Source organism: Pseudomonas sp. DTU12.3 (assembly GCF_004124275.1).
Lineage (GTDB): Bacteria > Pseudomonadota > Gammaproteobacteria > Pseudomonadales > Pseudomonadaceae > Aquipseudomonas > Aquipseudomonas helmanticensis.
On record NZ_CP027218.1, the window covers coordinates 2,973,163 to 2,990,436 of the forward strand.

At 54.4% G+C, this 17,274-nt stretch carries 19 protein-coding genes; 12 read left to right on the forward strand and 7 right to left on the reverse strand.

Annotated features, from left to right (window positions below):
* Positions 1-77 precede the first annotated feature (77 nt).
* From C2E19_RS13665 to C2E19_RS13675, 3 genes are all read right to left on the reverse strand, one after another.
* Positions 78-692 (reverse strand): NADAR family protein, encoded by a 615-nt coding sequence (locus tag C2E19_RS13665; RefSeq protein WP_129393030.1) that lies wholly within the window; start codon positions 690-692, stop codon positions 78-80.
* 8 nt (positions 693-700) lie between these two features.
* Positions 701-1,726: a hypothetical protein gene (locus tag C2E19_RS13670; RefSeq protein WP_129393033.1), complete on the reverse strand. Its 1,026-nt coding sequence runs from the start codon at positions 1,724-1,726 to the stop codon at positions 701-703.
* Between the two features lie 274 nt (positions 1,727-2,000).
* A complete protein-coding gene (locus C2E19_RS13675; protein WP_129393036.1) occupies positions 2,001-3,350 on the reverse strand; it encodes an SIR2 family protein in 1,350 nt (449 codons plus the stop codon).
* A 1,055-nt stretch (positions 3,351-4,405) separates the two neighbouring features.
* On the opposite strand from C2E19_RS13675, the gene C2E19_RS13680 reads away from it, so the two are divergent.
* The 6 genes from C2E19_RS13680 to C2E19_RS13705 all read left to right on the forward strand — a co-directional run bounded on the left by C2E19_RS13680 (position 4,406) and on the right by C2E19_RS13705 (position 8,276).
* Positions 4,406-4,765: a DUF6124 family protein gene (locus tag C2E19_RS13680; protein WP_129393039.1), complete on the forward strand. Its 360-nt coding sequence runs from the start codon at positions 4,406-4,408 to the stop codon at positions 4,763-4,765.
* Between the two features lie 306 nt (positions 4,766-5,071).
* Positions 5,072-5,407 (forward strand): hypothetical protein, encoded by a 336-nt coding sequence (locus tag C2E19_RS13685; RefSeq protein WP_129393042.1) that lies wholly within the window; start codon positions 5,072-5,074, stop codon positions 5,405-5,407.
* Positions 5,407-5,787 (forward strand): hypothetical protein, encoded by a 381-nt coding sequence (locus tag C2E19_RS13690; RefSeq protein WP_129393045.1) that lies wholly within the window; start codon positions 5,407-5,409, stop codon positions 5,785-5,787. Before C2E19_RS13685 ends, C2E19_RS13690 begins: the two co-directional genes overlap by 1 nt.
* A 54-nt stretch (positions 5,788-5,841) precedes the next feature.
* Positions 5,842-6,231, forward strand: coding sequence for a hypothetical protein (locus C2E19_RS13695; RefSeq protein ID WP_129393048.1), 390 nt, complete (start codon positions 5,842-5,844; stop codon positions 6,229-6,231).
* A 225-nt stretch (positions 6,232-6,456) separates the two neighbouring features.
* A protein-coding gene (locus tag C2E19_RS13700) for an IS3 family transposase (protein WP_129388083.1) occupies positions 6,457-7,619 on the forward strand; the annotation gives its coding sequence in 2 pieces (ribosomal slippage) (positions 6,457-6,712 and positions 6,712-7,619; 1,164 coding nt in all).
* A gap of 297 nt (positions 7,620-7,916) precedes the next feature.
* The gene (locus tag C2E19_RS13705; RefSeq protein WP_064119814.1) at positions 7,917-8,276 is read left to right on the forward strand and encodes a DUF6124 family protein; all 360 of its coding nucleotides are present in this window, start codon (positions 7,917-7,919) and stop codon (positions 8,274-8,276) included.
* A 129-nt stretch (positions 8,277-8,405) separates the two neighbouring features.
* Here C2E19_RS13705 and C2E19_RS13710 read toward each other — a convergent pair whose 3' ends face one another.
* The 3 genes from C2E19_RS13710 to C2E19_RS13720 are packed head-to-tail and all read right to left on the reverse strand — an operon-like array spanning position 8,406 to position 9,898.
* A complete protein-coding gene (locus C2E19_RS13710) occupies positions 8,406-8,795 on the reverse strand; it encodes a hypothetical protein (RefSeq protein WP_129393052.1) in 390 nt (129 codons plus the stop codon).
* On the reverse strand, positions 8,792-9,397 hold the full coding sequence (locus tag C2E19_RS13715) for a hypothetical protein (RefSeq protein WP_218570001.1): 606 nt from the start codon (positions 9,395-9,397) through the stop codon (positions 8,792-8,794). The genes C2E19_RS13710 and C2E19_RS13715 overlap by 4 nt, the downstream gene beginning before the upstream one ends.
* Before the next feature lie 3 nt (positions 9,398-9,400).
* On the reverse strand, positions 9,401-9,898 hold the full coding sequence (locus C2E19_RS13720; RefSeq protein ID WP_129393055.1) for a PAAR domain-containing protein: 498 nt from the start codon (positions 9,896-9,898) through the stop codon (positions 9,401-9,403).
* Between the two features lie 677 nt (positions 9,899-10,575).
* On the opposite strand from C2E19_RS13720, the gene C2E19_RS13725 reads away from it, so the two are divergent.
* Positions 10,576-10,935, forward strand: coding sequence for a DUF6124 family protein (locus tag C2E19_RS13725; RefSeq protein WP_129393058.1), 360 nt, complete (start codon positions 10,576-10,578; stop codon positions 10,933-10,935).
* A gap of 295 nt (positions 10,936-11,230) precedes the next feature.
* Here C2E19_RS13725 and gspI read toward each other — a convergent pair whose 3' ends face one another.
* Positions 11,231-11,617: a type II secretion system minor pseudopilin GspI gene (gspI, locus tag C2E19_RS13730; protein ID WP_129393062.1), complete on the reverse strand. Its 387-nt coding sequence runs from the start codon at positions 11,615-11,617 to the stop codon at positions 11,231-11,233.
* A 147-nt stretch (positions 11,618-11,764) separates the two neighbouring features.
* Here gspI and gspG point away from each other — a divergent pair, with 147 nt between their 5' ends.
* Genes gspG through gspD form a run of 5 tightly spaced genes read left to right on the forward strand, consistent with a single transcriptional unit; the run spans position 11,765 to position 17,273 of the window.
* Entirely contained in the window at positions 11,765-12,223 is a 459-nt protein-coding gene (gene gspG / locus C2E19_RS13735) for a type II secretion system major pseudopilin GspG (RefSeq protein ID WP_122590699.1), read from the forward strand.
* Between the two features lie 8 nt (positions 12,224-12,231).
* On the forward strand, positions 12,232-13,191 hold the full coding sequence (gene gspK / locus C2E19_RS13740) for a type II secretion system minor pseudopilin GspK (protein ID WP_129393065.1): 960 nt from the start codon (positions 12,232-12,234) through the stop codon (positions 13,189-13,191).
* Entirely contained in the window at positions 13,188-14,363 is a 1,176-nt protein-coding gene (gene gspL, locus C2E19_RS13745; protein WP_129393068.1) for a type II secretion system protein GspL, read from the forward strand. Before gspK ends, gspL begins: the two co-directional genes overlap by 4 nt.
* Positions 14,356-14,904, forward strand: coding sequence for a type II secretion system protein GspM (gspM, locus tag C2E19_RS13750; RefSeq protein ID WP_129393071.1), 549 nt, complete (start codon positions 14,356-14,358; stop codon positions 14,902-14,904). Before gspL ends, gspM begins: the two co-directional genes overlap by 8 nt.
* Entirely contained in the window at positions 14,901-17,273 is a 2,373-nt protein-coding gene (gene gspD, locus C2E19_RS13755) for a type II secretion system secretin GspD (RefSeq protein WP_129393074.1), read from the forward strand. The genes gspM and gspD overlap by 4 nt, the downstream gene beginning before the upstream one ends.
* The last annotated feature ends 1 nt before the right edge of the window (position 17,274 follow it).

Sequence of the window (17,274 nt, forward strand, 5' to 3'; positions counted from 1 at the left end):
CAATGGGCCGTCCCTAGGAGCAAAAGGGGCGGATCCATTTTTGAAAAATAAATCCGCTCCATTTTTTGTAATATCAACTAAAATAGGTCGCCCATGTGTGATAGTGGTTCAATTTCCCTGTATAAAACTTTATCAATAGGTGCTCCAAAAAGATAAAAATCTGGGATGTCTAAAGTGCAGAGTTCGCTAGAGTTAAAGTCTCCCAGTCTTATATTTTCACGTAACTCCATCAGCAATCTCCCTAAGACATTGGCGCCCACTAGCCTGTGGTCATCTATAGGCGTTGCTCCCCAAAACTGATCCTTTCTTGATTGCTCAACTATTGGGAAATCACCTGTGCTCTCTAATAAGGTAGAGAACTTTTCCCAGTTTTGAATTAGTTTAGCCTTGATGCACCAACTCATTATTCGAACTCTAACTCGTAACCAGTCCGGTCTAGAGTCGTTTTTAAATGGCTTTGAGCGCATTTTTGCTGTCATCGGACTCGTCTGCTCTATTATTAGACGCTGCACATCTGGGCGATGAGGAAAACGGCAGGATTGATACAACGCTTCAGACGTAAATATTTTTACATTATTTATTGTTATGTTATAGCCGGCAGCCATGTTTGATAGTCCGCCGAATGCATCTTGAGTCTTTAAGAAGACAATGCTGTTTCGCCGATCATACTCACGAATGGCGACTTTTTTCATACTCACCTCTATAACACCTCAGCCAGAGCGCGATGCAACGCGGCATCAGCATTCGTGGATCTAGGAAGCAGAGGATACCACGGATGATTTACCCAGAGTGCTAATGGCGCGTTGTTTGGACAGTTTCTATATGTCACAATCATTGATCCAAATCCGAGAGTTTCTAAGGAACTATATCCAAGTGGTCTGTTCTTTGCTCCAAGATTTTTGCAAACGTCTAATATGTGAACTCCGGCGGTAAGGAAAGAGCGCTCCAGAGTTTGGCGTCCTAATTCCGAAGAAAAGAATCCAAGCTTCCCTGTTTCTCCCGCAACTCGAAACGTAGGTTTGTGAGTCATATTTGAAATATAATTCGATATTAGCGCATCTTGTGGTGCACTAACAGGCCTTAAGACGTCAGAGGTATTTATATGGCGCAGCCTATCTTCGATTTTTAGAGAGTAATGCCACGCTACGGAGATTTTTTTTCCGCTCTCGGAAATTAGTTCTTCTAACTTTTTCCCAGCATACCACTCGCCGCCCAAATGTAGTCCAATAACTACTATATAAAGCCTTGCTTCTTTAGGTGCTACATTGGTGATCCAAGATCTTAGGTCGCTCAATAACCTATTTCCGGAAAAAACTACATCATCTATATATAGATAGTTTCGAACTTCAGGAGCGTTTATAGGCATCTTAAAACCGGAGCGTTCTGTAATGAGGTTGGATACCAATTTAGAAAACTCATGCTGACTGTTGCCGCCTTTCTGAATATCTAAAAGTGAAGCACTTTTCCAAAATATTAATTCGGCATCACTGATTGGTTTGTTATCAAAAAGCAAGCTCGAAAAAATACCCTTTACCTTGTCCTTGGAAAAATAAGTCCTGTCGAGTGTAAAAATCATTTCTCGAAGAACTTGATCTCGTTCCGCTTCGGGAAATTGAGCTATCCAACGTTCTACATGAGGAGCATCAGGTCGAGATAGCAATGAATCTTTTCTATAATCACTAATGATTTCAAGAAGTTGTTGAATCAGTTCTTGACGATCCGGCATAAAAAATCCCTTTCTAGTCCCCGACGACAGCATCGAACTGTCAGTTTGCCATCATTCCGCGCATTTTCCTACGCTCACCATGCTAAACGTATATATCAAATTGGCATCGAATGTTTTGAGAAATTTAATAGGTGAAATGCTTGATTCTAAATGGTTTGTTAACTTCTTTTCTCATGTTTTTAATTTTGAGGAGGTTTGCTGCATAAAGGTTTTTTGGTTTCCTTTTGGTGATTGCAATTGTTCTGATTGTTTTTTATCTGGAGGTTTAATATTTCTATCTGGGTAGATCCAACTCATATTCATCACCGTCCCTGATTTTCTCCAGTAACTTTCGCAATAGATTAGAGTATCGGTGCGACTGAATTTGTGCTCCGTTCATAACGGCGCAGTGATATTTGTTGTCAAAAGATTTTATATCAATTCCGCTGGTGCTTTTCAGTATCAAGATTAGTTTGTTGGCATCGTGCCAACCTTTGAATCCAAGGCTTATACCTAAGGTAGAAGGGGTGTATGGAAAGTTGGTATTGAAGTCTAATCCGCCAGAAACGTCAGCTATTCCATAGAGCTTAGCAAGTTCGCCATCAGAAGAGGAAACGTTGGATAGTACTGTGTAGTCAACTTGTATAGGGTTTTTTGGTATGTCGGACCGAACAAGTTCATAAGTCCTAGCAAGAAGAGCGCGGAGCAGCTTAGGGTTGACATTTTCAAGCGCTTGATTCGCTCCGAAAGCTTCATAAACCCAAGAGTAATCGTGTGCGACTATGCTTTTTATTCTTATGCTTTTATTTTCGGCTACAGAAATTAAACGCTCACGCCTGGGGTAGCCGGTTACCTCTTTTGCCGACCATTCAAGCAGGTAGATGTTTGGAATCAATTCACCATTCTCTGAAAGGATTTCATCGATATCAGAAAGTATCGTCTTAATATTTGGGTCTTCGGCGCCATATCCAATAAATATCAATGGGTGCTCTGCAAAGAAAGCTAGCATCTTCGCGCTTAAATATTTCTTCTTTCTTAGAAAGTTGTCATAGTCCTCCCTGTTAATGACGATGCTACTTGGGTCAGATGAGCATCCGTGGATTTTAAAAATCTCGCCGATACTTGAGTGGTTCGCGTAAAGAATTTTTTGCCCAACTATTGGTGTGTAGTTTGGGAAGACTATTTCCAAAAAGCAGTCGTAATTTGTAGTTATAATTGAGTGGGGGTGTATTCTTCTTAATAATTCGATTTCGCGATCTTCCCAATTGTCGGCCTGCTCTAATAGGCCTTTGAAAATTTCACAAATTGCGTACTTGAAGTAAATATCAGAGCTATTGCCAGCTCCAAAAAGCTCTGCTGGGAATTGCTTCTCTCCCTCGCCCCAAGCCCAGTCATTATATTTTTCAGAGAATACAGTACCTATATCAACCAAATTAGGATAGCGTTGCAGATAGTACGCAAATTTTTTGTCTATTTCTGGACATGACTCACTGAGAGAAAACAGAAGCTCCTCCCAGCTAGGACCACTTAGATATCGCCTTGTAAGTCCAGATCCCACGAACAGAATTGGCTGGCAGTTCATTGCGTCAATGCAGGTTTTTATGTCGTCAGTTACATCTTCGGTATATTTATCATAATCAGTCATTGGGTAGGCCTTACCGGGTTTTCCAAGAGCGATATAGCATCTGTATAAAGCATAGCTGAGATAAATTTGTATGCTGATTCAGAGGTGTTTTCATTAAAATCAATTGCTTGCGGTACGTTGTGGTCGTCTGCTGAAGAAAATCTAATGTAGAAACCCTGCCTTTTTTCAGGGGTGAAGCCTGCGTATTAGTGAGTGGCTAGCTGTTTTTTTTTAATAATTTTGAATCGTGCACTTTGCCGGTGGGTAGATTTGTTAGGAAAAATCGCCACGAATACCTGCGGTAAGGTGTTGTGAGGGTGATAGTAATTGACTTGTGCTTATATTCGCTTTACGCCGATGGCGGGCGTTAGAAGTTATCAACACCCGAAAAGCATGCATCGATAGGCCTCATGCAATGAGTCCTGCGTTCGCTGGGTTTTTCGTCGTAAAAGTTATTGGCTGGGACGAAGTGCAGGGGGTGGGGGACAGTCACGATAGGGCGCCTGATGGCAAAGGAAATGAGATCATTGATTACTGCTAGTACCTGTTGGGAATCGGTACAGGCTTGGAAACCCAGGACGACGTCGAGATGTGCCGGTAAAAATCGAACTGGTCACTAGGCCGAGGTTGTCATTTAAGACTCGCAATCTCGGCCATTTCTTTCGTCTGTTGGGATAAAGGGAGGGGCTGTTGAGCTATCTGAGACGGAGTAAAGGTTCTGATAAACACCAACGTTTAAAAGACATCTCCAAACACTCTCCCAGGCTACACATCCTTGCGCCTTTGCCTACAGCTACGCCAGAATCCGCCGGCTTGTGCGCTTTTGGGTCGGGTTCTATTGTGGTCCGGTCGCTGACGAATCAGCGATCGGGTTTGGTAGCCCGGCCTAGACTTGGCGCATAGCGTCACCCGATATAGGTCCTTTTGGGGCTGTGTATTTATGGTGGCCATGCGCAGGGCGTCTTCGGGCGCGCCGGTTCTCCAAGTCACCGGTCTACCAACCTTCGTATGGCCACCACCCCTTCGTTTGGTAGCGAAAGATGATGGCTCCTTTTCTATGATTTGGAGATTCACTCATGATCAAACCAACACCCAACCCGCCCGAAACCGCCTCGGTTTCCCCCTACGAATCCATCGATTCCAAAAAACTCCACGAAGCCGCCGACCGCGCGCTCGACCATTACCTCTGTCCACCCGGTTCCACGCCGCCCCCACGTAAAAACCGTGGGATGTATGCCGTGACGGCGGACAACAAAACCGAAGAACTGCTGGTCGATGCCAGTGCAACACTTGCTTCGGCCAAAACCATCGCCCAGAACGTCTCCAGCCTGTTGCCGGCAGCGCAGCGTCAGGCGCTGGCGGGGATTGCGCAGTTGATCATGCTCGGGGAGTTGGCGGTGAATCGGGCGCTGGATAATTTGCAATTGCCGGAGTGATGCGGGTGCCGGGATCACCTGGTGATTGATCGGGTGTTCATTCTGGCGCCTTCGCGAGCAGGCTCGCTCCCACAGGGTTTTATGCTGATTGCAGATGTTGTGTACGACGCTGATACCTGTGGGAGCAAACAGTGGCGACGGATCTATTTTCTGCCCCACCCAGTACCGCCTTAAAACATTGATGGTTTGAGCGCGGCGTCTGCGATTCAGAAAACCGGATTTTCCCTACAACGAACACCGATCCATCCTGCATTCAAATCTGAGTCCGTTCGCCAAAGTCCTGCGTTTTCAGAACGGGACACGGACGTGACCAGACTCATCCCACAAAGCGAGGTCCATGGCCAGCGAGGGCAGATCCTCGATTCCTACCAATCCATGGAACACTTCCGACAGGCATTGAATCGCCCGGACGACTTGCCCGGATTCGACGACTTGTTAAACGCCATGGGCCTGCATCGTGATAACTACATGCAAGGCGCGAATGAGCAAAAACTCATCGATGCTGTGCGTAACGGTGATTGGGCAATGGGAAAACTCGTGTGTGTGCTTGTGGTCGGTGCGGCAGGGTCCGTGGAGACAGGAACAAAGATGACGGAGCTAGGAGAGTTATTGGGGCAAGAAATTCATGAGTATTCCGATTAATGGAAATCACCAGCACAGTATTTGCCTGGGCATGTGGGGCGCAGATCGTGATGGGCGTGATCAACTGCGCAATGATTTTCTACGCCGTTTATACAAAACTCGACGCTCTGGAAAAACACTTTGATGAGTGGCTGTATTTATCCATGGACTGTGGTTCATCAGGGGGAAGTTTTTACTCGAGAACTCAGCGGATGACCGCTGTCAGTCGGTTGATTACGTCCAAGAGTATCCAACGGCAGGAACCCTTGCTGATCGACGCCGTTCAACGCCTTCCCAGAGGACTCAGGTTCTGGGCGACGTGTCCGTTTCATGTTGGCTATTTCGTGTGCGGCGGGACGTCACTGCTTTGGCTGTATGGGAAATACAGAGGTTTTTTGTAATGGGGCAAAAAGAAAATCAGTCCATCGGTGAGGTCGTTTACGAAGACTCTCCCCATGACTGAAATCAAACTTCTGTTCGCCGCCACCGGCATTGCGTTACTGGTGCTGGTCATCTCCAACGTTCTGGTGATGATCTATGTCGGGTATTTCAAGCTTTCCGAAATTGAATTGCACCTTGAAAATTGCTTCCTGCTCCACAACTGCCCGCAGATGGGACGTTCCGGTTGTTCGGCGCGCAGGTACAGGCTCAATCTGATCACTGCTTTGCTTCGTAAACGTCCTTCGCGCCTGTTGCTGGATAACCCGGGCGCCCTCGAAGATGTCCGGAGCCTTCCGCTGGATTTGCGGCGGTGGGTCGAAATTCCATGTCGATTGAATGCATTTTCTCTGCTGGGAATTCTGGCTTTGTATGGTTGGGCGGAATATTTAGGACTGTTCGAGTAAGCACCAGGCTAGCAATCTCGGCCATTTTCTTACGTCTGTTGGGATAAGGGGATGGATCTGTTGCTGGTACGTGACGAAATGAGGTCTCGATAAACGCCAATGTTTAAAAAGACATCTCCAGACACTCTCTCAGGCTACACGCCCTTGCGCCTTTGCCTACATGTAGTGGTCTAATGAAACCGGACACCCATTTAGGCGAGAATGCTCGCCAGATTGAGGTGTCAGATGACCAAACAACGTCGTGTCTTTTCCGCTGAATTCAAACGCGAGGCTGCCGACCTCGTGCTCAAGCAAAACTACAGCTACATCGAAGCCAGCCGTTCACTCGGCGTCGGCGAGTCGGCCCTGCGCCGCTGGGTTGATCAGGTTCAGCAGGAGCGCCAAGGCGTCACTCCACAGAGCAAAGCGCTGACCCCGGAACAGCAGAAAATCCAGGAGCTGGAAGCCCGGATCGCCCGCCTTGAACGGGAAAAATCGATATTAAAAAAGGCTACCGCGCTCTTGATGTCGGAAGATCACGAGCGTACGCGCTGATCAATCAGCTGAGCGTCCATGAGCCGACTGATTGGCTGTGCAAGGTGTTTGATGTCACTCGCTCGTGTTACTACGCCCAGCGCCTTAGGCGCCGAACACCTGATGTCGAACGGCTTCGATTGCGCAGCCGGGTGAGCGAGCTGTTCTCGCAAAGTCGCAGTGCTTCGGGCAGCCGCAGCATCCTGTCGCTGATGCGTGACGACGGTGAGCAGCTCGGTCGATTCAAAGTGCGCAGCCTGATGCGCGAGCTTGATTTAGTAAGCAAACAGCCCGGATCACATGCCTATAAACGAGCGACAGTTGAACGGTTGGATATCCCGAACATCTTGAATCGGGAGTTCGATGTTCCGGCACCCAACCAAGTGTGGTGCGGCGACATCACCTACATTTGGGCGCAAGGAAAGTGGCATTACCTGGCTGTCGTGCTGGATCTTTGCACACGCCGGATCGTGGGCTGGGCGTTGTCGGAAAAGCCGGACGCTGAGCTGGTGATCAAGGCGCTGGATATGGCTTATGAGCAGCGTGGCAGGCCTTCGGATCTGCTATTCCACTCGGACCAGGGATCGCAATATGCAAGCCGACTCTTTCGCCAGCGGCTGTGGCGTTATCGCATGCGCCAGAGCATGAGCCGGCGGGGAAATTGCTGGGACAACGCGCCGATGGAGCGCGTGTTCCGCAGCTTGAAAACAGAATGGATACCGACCACGGGCTACAGAACGGCTCAAGAAGCCCAGCGTGATATCAGCCAATTCTTGATGCATCGCTACAACTGGATTCGACCCCATCAATTCAACGGTGGGTTGGCGCCAGCGCGGGCAGAAGAAAAACTTAACGTCGTGTCCGGGATTAGTTGACCACTACAACAGCTACGCCAGAATCCGCCGGCTTGTGGGCTTTGTACCTGGTCTATATCGTCTATGGGTCGCTGGCAACCCAGCGACCGGGTTTAGCGACCCGACCAGGTATAAGTTCAACGACGCTCCAGTTTGTCGCAGACGTTTGCGATGACGATATGGTGGCTGTGCGTGGGAGACCTTCGGGTCTGCCGGGTCTTATACCTCTCGGTTCGCTAACCCGCGTACAGCTGCCACCCTTACTTGTTTAGCGACAGGTGTTGGTGGTTCCACCAGGTATAAATTTGGAGCTTCACCATGATCAAACCAACACCTAACCCGCCCGAAACCGCGTCGGTTTCCCCCTACGAATCCATCGATTCCAAAAAACTCCACGAAGCCGCCGACCGCGCCCTCGACCATTACCTCTGTCCACCCGGTTCCACGCCGCCTCCACGGAAAAACCGTGGGATGTATGCCGTGACGGCGGACAACAAAACCGAAGAACTGCTGGTCGATGCCAGTGCAACACTCGCTTCGGCCAAAACCATCGCCCAGAACGTCTCCAGCCTGTTGCCTGCATCGCAGCGCCATGCGCTGGCGGGGATTGCCCAGTTGATCATGCTCGGGGAATTGGCGGTGAATCGGGCGCTGGATAATTTGCAGTTGCCGGGGTGATGCGGGTGCCGGGATCACCTGGTGATTGATTGGGTGGTCATTCTGGCGCCTTCGCGAGCAGGCTCGCTCCCACAGGGTTTTAGGCTGGTCACAGATAGTGTGTGCGAGGCTGAAACCTGTGGGGGCTGGTTATTGAGGCATTTCAGGACATTCATCGGTCCATCGCGTAACCGTCATGTCCTTGAACTGCTCTCCGATGGTATCGACGCGTAGGCAAGTACCTTTCTTCGCGTAGTACAAGATGCAGCGCGAGCTATCGAATGAACAGGTATCCAGTTCGATGAACTTGCGTGCAGCCAACTCACGCTCCACGCCGCTGTATTCATAACCGTCGGTGGTATGCATCGGCGTTGGCTTCCAGCCTTGTTTGATTAGCTTGGACTTGGCCGCCACCAAACGCTCACCGACGACGATGCCTGCTGGCCCGCGCTTGTCGTTTGGCGCCTGTGAGCCATCGGCAAACGCTGTGCTGATACCCGTGCAATAAAGTGCGACAAATATGAGGTGCAAAGCCTTCATTTGACGGTTCCTCCAGCCGATTTGTAGTACGACAAAAAATCCGGATATTCGGCGTAAGGTTGCGGTGGATAGTGATTTTTCTTGCCGGGCCCCTCGGGAAGTGCCGCCCACCGTGTTGCGGCTTTCGGCATCGCGCCCGGGATGTCACCTGCCTTGATCTTGTCGATCACACCGAGGGTGCGCAGAATGTCGACCGCCATAAGGTCTTGGGTATGAGGCGTAAAGTCGGTCAGCCCCATCTTGCCGCCATACTCGCGCCAAGTGGCAATGGTTATTTGATACAAGCCCGATGCCGTAGTTGATCCGCCGAAACCGGCGCCTGGATGGGTGGACTCATCTGTGAACGTCCATTTCCCGGTTTGAAAACCCTTTGCCCAGCCATATCCATATTTCGCGTGGTAGTCACCGCCTTCGGCTTTGGCAATGGCAGCCAAATATGCCTTCACGTTCGGATCCTTCAAATACTCCTCATTCTCCGCCCGTCTTAGCTGTTTTTTAGCGTCCAGCGCTACAGTTTTAGGGGCGGTGTCTTTGACGGCCGTCACTTCTCTCGTGGCGACGGGAGACATTTTCCTGCCACTCTTGCTAACCACTTCAGCCATGCCTTAATCCTCAAGAAACAGCTTGATGGTTTCAGGCAGGTGCGAACTCACTACATGCGTGTAACCCATCGGATCACTTACGCCATGTTCCATGCTGCCGTCAGCGCGTTGAATGGCGTATTCAAAATGGGCTAGCGGTTTGCCCGATTCTTGGTCAACCAATCTGAACTTGTCAGTAAAGTGCACTGGCATCGGCAGCAGGCCGCTGAAGGGCGCTGATACGACAGTGTCACCGATAATGACCGTGCCGGATCCGCCGATAATCACGTTGCCGTGGCCACCGGTACTGTCTTTGGTCGCAGCATTCAGCCCATTGATAAAAACCGTCGAGCTGACCGCTCCGGTGATCGGGCTACCGCACGCGGATTTATCGGTCATTCGAGCGGCGGCAAGGCCGTCGAAATTCACATTGGGCGAGCCGCTGACAATAGGGTTTGTGCCATGCCCCGGGAGCGGGCAATTGGTTGGATCTGTCACTCGCGCAGCAGGTTTGCCACTCATGAAATGTTCCTTTTCAAAGTTTCAGTTTTCCTTGACCGGAATGGAGTCGATATGGGGCGAGGGGTATCGGCCGCCAAAATAATGCGGGGGTGTCCAGCGTGTACGCGCGAAGAAAAGGGCATGTCCTTGGAGGGGCGCATAAAGTTTTACTGTCCATGTAAATGTGCTGCGCGCAGCATGCCCGAGGCAGGCGGCGCGCTCAATATTTACTTACAAATTATTGATTGACTGCTAGATGAGGCCGCGAGGCGGGGCGAGCAGGGGGAATCCTTGGCAACAGGTGATGGGATCGATTTTAGACGGCAGGACGCGATGAGACGCGATAAACACCAACGTTTAAAAAGACATTTCCAAACACTCTCTCAGGCTACACACCCTTGCGCCTTTGCCTACAGCTACGCCAGAATCCGCCGGCTTGTGCGCCTTGGGGGCGGGTTCTATTGTGGTGCGGTCGTTGACGAATCAGCGATCGGATTTGACCGTCCGCCCAATATCAAGGCGCGCCAGCGTTCTGCACGTGTTCAGGCATTGTCTGAAATCATGTCGCGGTGGCTGTGCGTGGGACACCTTCGGGTGTGCCGGATTCCTTGATGTCCGGTCGGTCAACCCGCGCACAGCTGCCACCCTGTTTGTTTGACCGCGAACGGTGGCGGCTCCAGTCATCAAGGAGCTTCACCATGATCAAACCAACACCCAATCCGCCCGAAACCGACTCGGTTTCCCCCTACGAATCCCTCGACTCAAACAAACTCCACGAAGCTGCCGACCGCGCGCTCGACCATTACCTCTGTCCACCCGGTTCTACGCCGCCCCAACGTAAATACCGTGGGATGTACGCCGTGACGGCGGACAACAAAACCGAAGAACTGCTGGTCGATGCCAGTGAAACACTCGCTTCGGCGAAAACCCTCGCGCAGAACGTTGCCAGTCTGTTGCCGGCATCGCAGCGCCAGGCGCTGGCGGGGATTGCGCAGTTGATCATGCTCGGGGAGTTGGCGGTGAATCGGGCGTTGGATAATTTGCAGTTGCCAGGGTGATGTAGGTGTCGGGATCACCTGGTGATTGATCGGGTGGTTGTTCTGGGGAATTCGTGATTAGAAGCGGCCCTCACCCCAGCCCTCTCCCGGAGGGAGAGGGGGCCGACCGAGGCGTCTTGCGGGATATATCGACCTGGAAGAGCTTGGTGATTATGGGTTTGGTGAAGGCCTTCGATTTGGCTTTGTGAGCTTTTGGCCATTTTGGCTTCAGTGAACGGCTTTCAAGTCGGTGTAGCTTTCGAATATCCCCGAATCAGTTCCCTCTACCTAGGGGCGGTCCGACGTTTCGGGAGGGCTAGGGTGAGGGGCTTTCCGTTCGGGACAGCAAGGTCTCAAGCCTGGCCAGTGGCGGGGCGTCTTGGTTGCGGTCGAAGACCTGGATGGCGATTTTGAGTAGGCGGCCATTTTCGGCTGGGCTAATCACTTGTTCGCAGCGCAACAACAAGCGCCCCTGATCGCAATCGATAGCCTTCATTCCCACCGGCAATTTCCCCTCCAACCGCAACTCCGCCATCCGACTCTGCGCCGCAATCAGCGCCACCGACCGATCCCTTAAAACCCCGCTACTCTGCGTCATCAACCCCGCCACCCGCACAGCCGCCGACATGGCCACGGCAATAATCGCCAGCGCCACCAGCACTTCAATCAGGGTGAAACCTGCTTCTCGGGAACGCGCACGCATAAGTGGCCCAAAGCCAAAGCACAGCCCCCGACGCTAACCCGCGTGCTTGACGGCTTGACGACGAAAACTCCCGAGGATTTTCAACATCCCTGACATATCTTCTTGCAACACTGCGCGTCGAATCGAATCTAGCCAGGGAATGTCGAGATGGATATCGCACCGTGCACACCGCTTCAACCATTGCCGCGCAAGCCCCGGGGTCAGCGGGGTTTTACCCTGATCGAGATCATGGTGGTCGTGGTGATTCTGGGGATTCTGGCGGCGATGGTGGTGCCGAAGGTGCTCGACCGCCCGGATCAGGCGCGGGCGACGGCGGCGAAGCAGGACATTGGCGGTTTGATGCAGGCGTTGAAGCTGTATCGCCTCGATCACGGCACTTATCCGTCGATGAATCAGGGTTTGAAAGTGCTGGTCGAGCGTCCGGCCGATGCCAAAAACAGCAACTGGCGTTCGTATCTGGAGCGTTTGCCGAACGATCCGTGGGGCCGTCCTTATCAGTACCTCAATCCGGGGGCCAACGGCGAGATCGACATCTTCAGCCTCGGTGCCGATGGTCAGCCTGACGGCGACGGCGTGAATGCCGATATCGGTTCCTGGCAGTTGTAAGGCCGGCCATGAACAGCCGTTCGCCGAACCGGGCGAAGGAACAAGGCATGGCGATTATCAGTGCGTTGCTGATCGCCGCTGTGGTGGCGGTGATTGCCGCTGGCATGCTCACGCGCCAGAGCATTTCGACGCGCAGTCTTGAGGCCGATCAGCAGCGCGTGCAGGGGCGTTGGGTGGTGCAGGGCGGGTTGGAAATCAGCCGGCAATTGTTGTGGGACGCGCGCCAGCGTGATCCGTTGACGCGTCTCGATCAGCCGTGGGCGCAGCGCTTGAACGCGCAGGGTTTTGAAGGGCGGCTGGAGGATGAGCAGGGCAAGTTCAACCTGCGCAATCTGGTCGCCAACGAGCGGATCGATGAGGCGCAGGTGCAGACGTTTCAGCGCTTGTGCGAGTTGCTTGGGGTTAACGCCGGATTGGGTCAGCGCATCAGTCAGCGGGTCATCGCGTCTTATCCGCGCTTGTTGAATCCGCAGATTGCCGAGAGCAGTAAACCCGGGTTCGACAGCGGTCGGGCGACGTCGCCGAATGCTTCGCGCAAGCCGCAGAATCCAACGCTTCCGATGTTGCGCAGCCTCGATGATTTGCGCAGCGTCGACGGTGTGAATGACGCGGTCATCGGCAAACTCGCGCCGTACCTGACGGTAATTCCGGCAACCACTTGGCTCAACGGCAACACGGCCACCGCGCCAGTGCTGGCCGCTTATGTGCCGGGACTTTCGCTGGAGCGCGCGCAGGCCATGATCAATGAGCGCGATGCCGGGCGCTGGTTCATCAATCGCGGTGATTTCGTCAACCGCTTGCGCATGCCGCAACTGGAAATCACCAGCGTCAAAGTCGGCATCACCAGCGACTGGTTTCGTCTGCGTGGCGAAGCGCGGCGCGATCAGCGTCGGGTCAGTCTGGAGGCGTTGCTGCATCGCAGTCAGGATCGGTTGCCGCAAGTGATCTGGTCGCGGGTGGGCGTATGAGCCAGCTCAGAATTGCGCTGCCGCCATTGGCCGAACTCGATCTGCACAGTGAACTGCGTTGCGCCTGGCTGGACCGCCAAGGGCAGGTCAGTCGCGAAGATCGGCTCAGCCTCAGCCAATTGGCGCAGACGGCGAAATTACCGCCGCTGGTGTGTTTTCTGCATCCGCTGGACAGTCTGTTGGCGAGCATCGATTTGCCGCCATTACCGGCCAACAAGATCGCCGCCGCCGTGCAATGTGCCGCGCAGGCGTTGATGCTCGGCGACTGCAATGCGATGCATATCGCCCACGGTCCGCGTGACGAAGCGGGGCAGGTGCAGATTGCCTGGGCGCCGCGTGAGCGCTTGCAACTGCTCGGGCAGATGCTCAAGCACAGCGCGCTGAACCTGCGCGGTCTGTATCCGGCGCCGTATGGTTTGCCGGTGTTGCCGGGGACGGTTGCCTGCGTGCAGGACGATCATCTGTTGCTGCGCGAAAGTGTGCAGGCCGCGCGGGTCCAGCCGCTGTTCGAGGAGGGTGTCGATAGCGTTGTGTGGGAGCCGGGGACTACGTTGCACTGGATCGGCGATCAAGCGCCGTCAACCGCTGAAGTGCCGATGGCCGATGCCCAGCGCTGGACCGGGCCATTGCCGGGCTGGGGTTTGCACGGCGCTGTTCAACAGCCGCGCGGCGAGCATCGCGGTTGGGGACGGGCGATCGGTCTTTGCGTGTTGGCCGTGGCGGTGTGGGTGATTGGTTTGAACCTGTACGCCGCTCGCGAAGCCAGTCAGGGCCAGCAGCTGAAAACGCAAATGAACCTGCGGGTAAAACAGGCTTTTCCCGAGTTGCCGGTGATCCTCAATCCGCTGCAACAGGCCCGCCAGCAATTGGCCGCGCGGCAAAAAGGCGCTGCGGATGATCCGGCGCAGACCTTCAATCGCCTGGTGTTGCAGGCTGGCAGCGGCATGCCGTTCATGGCCGGCAGCGTTGAGCAATTGTCGTTTGTCGACGACACCTTGCAGTTGCGCCTGCTCAGCGAAGCCCGGCGCATGGGCAGCGACAAGGAATGGCAAAGCGCGCTGGCCCAGGCCGGCATCAGCGTTACCGCCGATGACGACGGCTGGACCTTGCGGGCGTCCGGCGAAACCAGCGCAACCGAAAACGATGACAGCAGCGGAGCAGAAGATGAATAAGGCATCGCTGGCGGTTTATCGCGCCCGGTGGCAGCGCTTCAACGCTCAGTTGCAGGCGCGCTGGCAGCCTTTGGCGCTGCGCGAGAAACGCATGGTCGCCGGGATGGCGATCGCGCTGTTGAGCCTGCTGGTCTGGGTCGCTTTGATCCAGCCGCCACTGAAAAAAATCGCTTATTGGCAGACTGAATCGCCCAAGTTGCGGGCGCAGACCGAAGCGCTGGAAGTGCTGCTGCGTGACGTGGTTGTGCGGCCGGACGGGCAAGGCGTCGGCGCGTCACTTGAACAAACGTTGCAGGCCAGTGGCCTCGGCGGGCATTACCAATTACAGGCTGCGGACGGCGGCGCATGGCAGTTGAGTTTCGACGCCGCGCCGGCCAACGCGCTGCTCGACTGGCTGTTGAGCCAACCGTCGCAACTTTCTCTGCAAGTGGTCGAGGCCCGGTTGCAACGCGCCGACAACGCTTCGACCGAAGTCACTGCCGGCACTTTGTCGGGCACCGTTCGCATGGATCAGGCGCTGGGCGCTAAGGAAGCTTCATGAAGGGGTCAGGATCCAAACCGGCACGTCTGGCATTGCCGATGTTGCTGATGGCGCTGAGTGCGTGCAGCAACACCAACGCGCCACAACACCCAGCGCCGTTGCTGGTCGACAGCGAACTCGGTCGACCTTTGGCCAACACCCAGCGCAGCGGCGATGCGGTGGCTGATCGCGAGCGGGCGCAGGCCCAGGCGCGGCCGGTGCCCAAGCAACTGCACAACATCAGTAAAACCGCGCGCACCGGCGCCGTAGCGCCGAGCAGTCCGGTGGCGAGCAATCCGTTAGGCAATCAGCCGGTGACGCTGAATTTTGTCGATGCCGATATTCAGGCAGTGGTGCGCTCGTTGTCGCGTTCCAGTGGTCAGCAGTTTCTGGTCGATCCTCGGGTCAAGGGCACTTTGACGCTGGTGTCGGAAGGTCAAATTCCGGCGAACCAAGCCTACGACATGTTGCTGGCGTCGTTGCGCATGCAGGGTTTCAGTGTGGTCGATGTCGGCGGTGTCGCGCATGTGGTGCCGGAGGCTGATGCGAAGTTGCTTGGCGGGCCGGTCTACAGTCCCGGCAAACCCGCCGGCAACGGCATGCTCACGCGCACCTTTCGTTTGCAATACGAGAACGCGGTGAACCTGATTCCGGTGCTGCGCCCGATCGTTTCGCCGAACAACCCGATCAACGCCTATCCGGGCAACAACACCATCGTCGTCACCGATTACGCCGAGAACCTCAACCGCGTGGCGCAGTTAATCGCCAGCATCGATACCCAGAGTGCAATCGACACCGATGTGGTGCAGATCCAGAACGGCATCGCCGCCGACATCGCGCCAATGGTCGCCGAGTTGCTCGATGCGCCGGGCAATGATCCGACGCAGAAAATCGCCGTGATTGGTGATCCGCGTTCCAACACCATAATCATTCGCTCTGGCAGCCCGGAGCGCACGGAGCTGGCGCGCAACCTGATCTACAAACTCGACAATGCGCAGAGCAATCCGAGCAATCTGCATGTGGTGTATTTGCGCAACGCGCAGGCGGCGAAACTGGCGCAGGCGTTGCGTGGGTTGCTCACGGGTGAGAGCGATAGCGGCAGCAGCGACAGTGCGCGATCGGTGCTGAGTGCGATGGGCAGCAACAGCAATTCCAATGGGCAGAGCGGCCAGACTGGCAGCCAGACCAGCAGCGGCACGACATCCACGACCAACAGCGGCAGCACGGGCGGCAGTTATGCGCAGGGCAGTAGCGGTTCGACCGGCAGCGGCAGTGGCGGCGCGCAGAACAGTGAGCAGAACGTTGCGTTCAGTGCTGGCGGGGTGACGATTCAGGCGGATGCAACCACCAACACGTTACTGATTTCCGCGCCGGAGCCGGTGTATCGCAATCTGCGGGAGGTGATTGATTTGCTTGATCAACGCCGTGCGCAGGTGGTGATTGAGAGCTTGATCGTCGAGGTCGGCGAGGACGATGCCAGTGAGTTTGGCGTGCAGTGGCAGACTGGCAATCTCGGCGGCAATGGCGTGATAGGTGGGGCGAATCTGGGTGGCTCGGGGATCAATCTCAACGGCAAGACCAGCATTGATGTGTTGCCCCAGGGGCTGAATCTGGGTTACGTCAACGGCACCGTCGATATCCCCGGGATCGGCAAAATCCTTGACTTGAAAGTGCTGGCGCGGGCGTTGAAGAGCAAGGGCGGCACCAACGTGTTGTCGACGCCGAATCTGCTGACCCTCGACAACGAGGCGGCGAGTATTTTTGTCGGCCAGACCATTCCGTTTGTCAGCGGTAGCTACGTGACTGGCGGCGGGGGTACGAGTAATAACCCGTTCCAGACGGTGACTCGTGAAGAGGTGGGGCTGAAGCTCAACGTGCGTCCGCAGATATCCGAGGGCGGTACGGTGAAGCTCGATATCTATCAGGAGGTCAGCAGCATTGACGAGCGCGCTTCGAACAGTGCGGCGTCGGCGGGCATCGTTACCAATAAACGCGCGATCGATACCAGCATTCTGCTGGATGACGGGCAGATCATGGTGCTTGGCGGTTTGCTCCAGGACGGTTACAGCCAGAGTAATGATGCGGTGCCATGGCTGAGCAGCATTCCGGGAATCGGCGCGCTGTTTCGCAACGAGCGCCGGGCGATCACCAAGACCAACCTGATGGTGTTCTTGCGCCCGTACATCATTCGCGACAGCGAAGCGGGGCGCAGCATCACCCTGAACCGTTACGATTTCATGCGCCGCGCCCAAAGCGGTTTGCAGCCGGAACGCAGCTGGGCAATGCCGGACATGCAAGCGCCGCAATTGCCAACGGCCGCGCAGGGTGTGCCGGCGGTTGTACCAAGCTCAGGCCCACGCGCAACCATCAAAGCGGTGCCGATCCAATGAC

Bases quoted from the DNA above. Each gene is read 5' to 3' on its own strand.
- C2E19_RS13665 (WP_129393030.1), bottom strand. From the start codon at position 692: ATGAAAAAAGTCGCCATTCGTGAGTATGATCGGCGAAACAGCATTGTC.
- C2E19_RS13670 (WP_129393033.1), bottom strand. From the start codon at position 1,726: ATGCCGGATCGTCAAGAACTGATTCAACAACTTCTTGAAATCATTAGT.
- C2E19_RS13675 (WP_129393036.1), bottom strand. From the start codon at position 3,350: ATGACTGATTATGATAAATATACCGAAGATGTAACTGACGACATAAAA.
- C2E19_RS13680 (WP_129393039.1), top strand. From the start codon at position 4,406: ATGATCAAACCAACACCCAACCCGCCCGAAACCGCCTCGGTTTCCCCC.
- C2E19_RS13690 (WP_129393045.1), top strand. From the start codon at position 5,407: ATGGAAATCACCAGCACAGTATTTGCCTGGGCATGTGGGGCGCAGATC.
- C2E19_RS13695 (WP_129393048.1), top strand. From the start codon at position 5,842: ATGACTGAAATCAAACTTCTGTTCGCCGCCACCGGCATTGCGTTACTG.
- C2E19_RS13705 (WP_064119814.1), top strand. From the start codon at position 7,917: ATGATCAAACCAACACCTAACCCGCCCGAAACCGCGTCGGTTTCCCCC.
- C2E19_RS13710 (WP_129393052.1), bottom strand. From the start codon at position 8,795: ATGAAGGCTTTGCACCTCATATTTGTCGCACTTTATTGCACGGGTATC.
- C2E19_RS13715 (WP_218570001.1), bottom strand. From the start codon at position 9,397: ATGGCTGAAGTGGTTAGCAAGAGTGGCAGGAAAATGTCTCCCGTCGCC.
- C2E19_RS13720 (WP_129393055.1), bottom strand. From the start codon at position 9,898: ATGAGTGGCAAACCTGCTGCGCGAGTGACAGATCCAACCAATTGCCCG.
- C2E19_RS13725 (WP_129393058.1), top strand. From the start codon at position 10,576: ATGATCAAACCAACACCCAATCCGCCCGAAACCGACTCGGTTTCCCCC.
- gspI (WP_129393062.1), bottom strand. From the start codon at position 11,617: ATGCGTGCGCGTTCCCGAGAAGCAGGTTTCACCCTGATTGAAGTGCTG.
- gspG (WP_122590699.1), top strand. From the start codon at position 11,765: ATGGATATCGCACCGTGCACACCGCTTCAACCATTGCCGCGCAAGCCC.
- gspK (WP_129393065.1), top strand. From the start codon at position 12,232: ATGAACAGCCGTTCGCCGAACCGGGCGAAGGAACAAGGCATGGCGATT.
- gspL (WP_129393068.1), top strand. From the start codon at position 13,188: ATGAGCCAGCTCAGAATTGCGCTGCCGCCATTGGCCGAACTCGATCTG.
- gspM (WP_129393071.1), top strand. From the start codon at position 14,356: ATGAATAAGGCATCGCTGGCGGTTTATCGCGCCCGGTGGCAGCGCTTC.
- gspD (WP_129393074.1), top strand. From the start codon at position 14,901: ATGAAGGGGTCAGGATCCAAACCGGCACGTCTGGCATTGCCGATGTTG.